The organism is Streptomyces sp. UH6 (assembly GCF_013421635.1).
In the GTDB taxonomy this organism is placed as follows: Bacteria; Actinomycetota; Actinomycetes; order Streptomycetales; family Streptomycetaceae; genus Streptomyces; species Streptomyces abyssomicinicus.
The window spans coordinates 1-3283 of the sequence record NZ_JACADT010000653.1 but is presented as its reverse complement, the minus strand read 5'-3'; the positions used below and the strand labels follow the sequence as shown (position 1 = coordinate 3283).

The window sequence follows — 3283 nt, the reverse complement described above, 5'->3', positions numbered from 1 at the left end:
TACTGATCACCGGCCTCACGGCGACGGGACGGTGGCTCCACCACACGTCCACGTCCACGCACCGCGAGGGCTGACCCCGCCCCACGAGCGGGGCGGGGGCTGGGGCGAGGGCGGCGGCCGCCCTCGCCCCAGCCCCGCCCGCCCTCGCACCCTCCTCGCCCCCGCTCTCGCTCTCGCTCTCAGCCGCGTCGCTGCGCGGCGTACATCGCCGCCCCCACGATCCCCGCGTTGTTCTGCAGCCGCGCCGGCACGATCTCCGCCCGCACCTTGGTGATCAGCGGCAGGAACTTCTCCGCCTTGCGGCTGACCCCGCCGCCCACCACGAACAGTTCCGGCGAGAACAGCATCTCCACGTGACGGAGGTACTTCTCCACCCGGCGCGCCCAGTGCTCCCAGGACAGGTCGCCGTCCTCGCGGGCCTTGTGGGACGCCCGGGTCTCCGCGTCGTGCCCGTTCAGCTCCAGGTGACCGAGCTCCGTGTTGGGGACCAGCACCCCGTCCCGGAAGACGGCGCTGCCGATGCCGGTGCCGAAGGTGAGCACGATGACCGTGCCCTTGCGTCCCTGGCCGGCGCCGAAGTTCATCTCGGCCACGCCCGCCGCGTCGGCGTCGTTGACCACGGTGACGGGGATGCCGCCCAGCCGCTCGCCGAGGAGCGCGGCGGCGTCCGTGTCGACCCACTGCTTGTCCACGTTGGCCGCGGTGCGGATGGTGGAGGCGTCGGTGACCACGCCGGGGAAGGTCACCCCGACGGGCCCGTGCCAGTTGAAGTGGTCGACGACCTGCCGGACGCACTCCGCCACGTCGTCAGGGGTCGAGGGCTGCGGAGTCAGCACCTTGTGCCGCTCGGCGGCCAGGTCACCCACCGCAAGGTCCACGGGCGCGCCCTTGATCCCGGAACCACCGATGTCCACACCGAAGATCTGCATGACACCACGCTACGACGCGCGGCACAGCGTCACCGCTCCAAGGGGATGCGCAACCTGCGCGAAGGGTGCGAAGGGCGCGAAACGCGATGGGCCCGCGCCATGAGACCGCCGCGGGCCCGCACCGGGAGAGCGCTGGGAGCCCGCGCCACGGGAGCGCCGCGGGCCCGCACCCGGGCAGGGTGCGGGCCCGCGGGAACGGGGTCAGGACGGGGTCGGGCTCAGGCCTGGGCGCCGCCGCCGGTCCGCTCGGCCACCAGCGCGGCCGCCTCCTCGCGGAGGTCACGCCGCAGCTCCTTGGGCAGCGAGAAGATGATCGACTCCTCGGCCGCCTTCACGATCTCCACGTCCTGGAAACCACGCTGCGACAGCCACTCGAGCACCTGCTCGACCAGCACGTCCGGCACCGAGGCGCCCGAGGTCACGCCGACCGTGGAGACGCCGTCCAGCCAGCTCTCCTCGATCTCGTCGGCGAAGTCGACGAGGTAGGCGGCGGCGGATCCGGCCAGCTTGGCGACCTCGACCAGGCGCTTGGAGTTGGAGGAGTTGCGCGAGCCGACCACGATGACCAGCTCCGCCTGGGCGCCCATCTCCTTGACGGCCAGCTGGCGGTTCTGCGTGGCGTAGCAGATGTCGTCGCTGGGCGGCGAGATCAGCTGGGGGAACTTCTCCTTGAGCGCGCCGACCGTCTCCATCGTCTCGTCGACCGAGAGCGTCGTCTGGGAGAGCCAGACCACCTTCGACGGGTCGCGGACCTCCACCTTGGCGACGTCCTCGGGACCGTCGACCAGCTGGATGTGGTCGGGCGCCTCGCCGGAGGTGCCGATGACCTCCTCGTGGCCCTCGTGACCGATCAGCAGGATGTCGTAGTCCTCGCCGGCGAACCGGACGGCCTCCTTGTGCACCTTGGTGACCAGGGGGCAGGTGGCGTCGATGGTGGCGAGCCGTCCGGCCGCGGCCTCGTCGTGCACGGTCGGGGCGACGCCGTGGGCGGAGAACATCACGATGTTGCCGGGCGGCACCTCCTCCGTCTGCTCGACGAAGATCGCGCCCTTCTTCTCGAGCGTCTGCACCACGTACTTGTTGTGGACGATCTCGTGACGGACGTAGATCGGGGCCCCGTACTGTTCCAGGGCCTTCTCCACGGCGATCACTGCGCGGTCGACACCGGCGCAGTAGCCGCGGGGAGAGGCGAGCAGGACACGGCGGCGGCCAGGAGAGTCGGTCATGCGCCCCATCGTACGGGCCGCCGCACCCCCGTCGGACGGGCGCACGGCGGGGGTGTGCCCCGGATGTGTGGCCGGAGCAGCCGATCCGGGGCACACCCCCACGCGCACCCACCGGCACCCACCGGCACCCACCGGCGGCCACCGGCCGTACGGCTGGGCCGTCCTGTCGGAGGGGGCCGTTACGCTCGGGCGCATGGCTGTGAACACGACCCCCGAGGCGCCGCTGCCCGTCGGCCAGGTGTCGCGGTTGATCGGCGGCTGGATCGACCGGCTCGGCGCGATCTGGGTGGAGGGGCAGATCACCCAGCTGTCGCGGCGCCCCGGCGCGGGCGTGGTGTTCATGACGCTGCGCGACCCGTCGCACGACATCTCGGTCAAGGTCACCTGCTACCGGCAGGTCTTCGACGCGGTGGCGGACATCGTCGGTGAGGGCGCCCGCGTGCTCGTGCACGCCAAGCCGGAGTGGTACGCGCCGCGCGGCGAGCTGTCGCTGCGGGCGGCGGAGATCCGGCCGGTCGGCATGGGCGAGCTGCTGGCGCGGCTGGAGCAGCTGAAGAAGAGCCTGGCCGCGGAGGGGCTGTTCGCGGCGGACCGGAAGAAGCCGTTGCCGTTCCTGCCGCAGCTGGTCGGGCTGGTCTGCGGCCGGGCCTCGGCGGCCGAGCGCGACGTCCTGGAGAACGCCCGCCGCCGCTGGCCCGCCGTGCGTTTCGAGGTCCGCAACGTCGCCGTCCAGGGCGTGCACGCCGTGCCCCAGGTGGTGCGGGCGGTGCGCGAGCTGGACGCCATGGAGGAGGTCGACGTCATCGTGGTGGCGCGCGGCGGCGGCAGCGTGGAGGACCTGCTGCCGTTCTCCGACGAGGAGCTGGTCCGCACGGTCGCCGGCTGCCGCACCCCGGTGGTGTCCGCGATCGGCCACGAGCCGGACACCCCGCTGCTGGACTACGTCGCCGACCTGCGGGCCTCCACGCCGACCGACGCCGCCAAGAAGGTGGTGCCGGATGTCGGGGAGGAGGCCGAGCGGGTGCGCCAGCTGCGCGACCGGGCGCGGCGGTGCGTGGACGCGCTGGTCGCCCGCGAGGAGCGCGGCCTGCAGAACGCGCTGGCCAGGCCGGTGATGCAGGACCCGCA

Annotated in this window: 3 protein-coding genes; 1 reads left to right on the top strand and 2 read right to left on the bottom strand. The window is 72.8% G+C overall.

All coding sequences use genetic code 11. The features are described 5' to 3' along the window. Nucleotides 1-179 precede the first annotated feature (179 nt). Both ppgK and HW445_RS23710 read right to left on the bottom strand, forming a co-directional pair. Complete coding sequence (gene ppgK, locus HW445_RS23715; RefSeq protein ID WP_180222979.1) at nt 180-929, bottom strand: polyphosphate--glucose phosphotransferase; 750 nt, start codon at nt 927-929, stop codon at nt 180-182. 218 nt (nt 930-1147) lie between these two features. Continuing rightward, a complete protein-coding gene (locus HW445_RS23710; protein WP_180222978.1) occupies nt 1148-2164 on the bottom strand; it encodes a 4-hydroxy-3-methylbut-2-enyl diphosphate reductase in 1017 nt (338 codons plus the stop codon). A 184-nt stretch (nt 2165-2348) separates the two neighbouring features. On the opposite strand from HW445_RS23710, the gene xseA reads away from it, so the two are divergent. Further along, the coding region (gene xseA, locus HW445_RS23705) for an exodeoxyribonuclease VII large subunit (RefSeq protein WP_180222977.1) at nt 2349-3283 on the top strand (935 nt) is incomplete at its 3' end.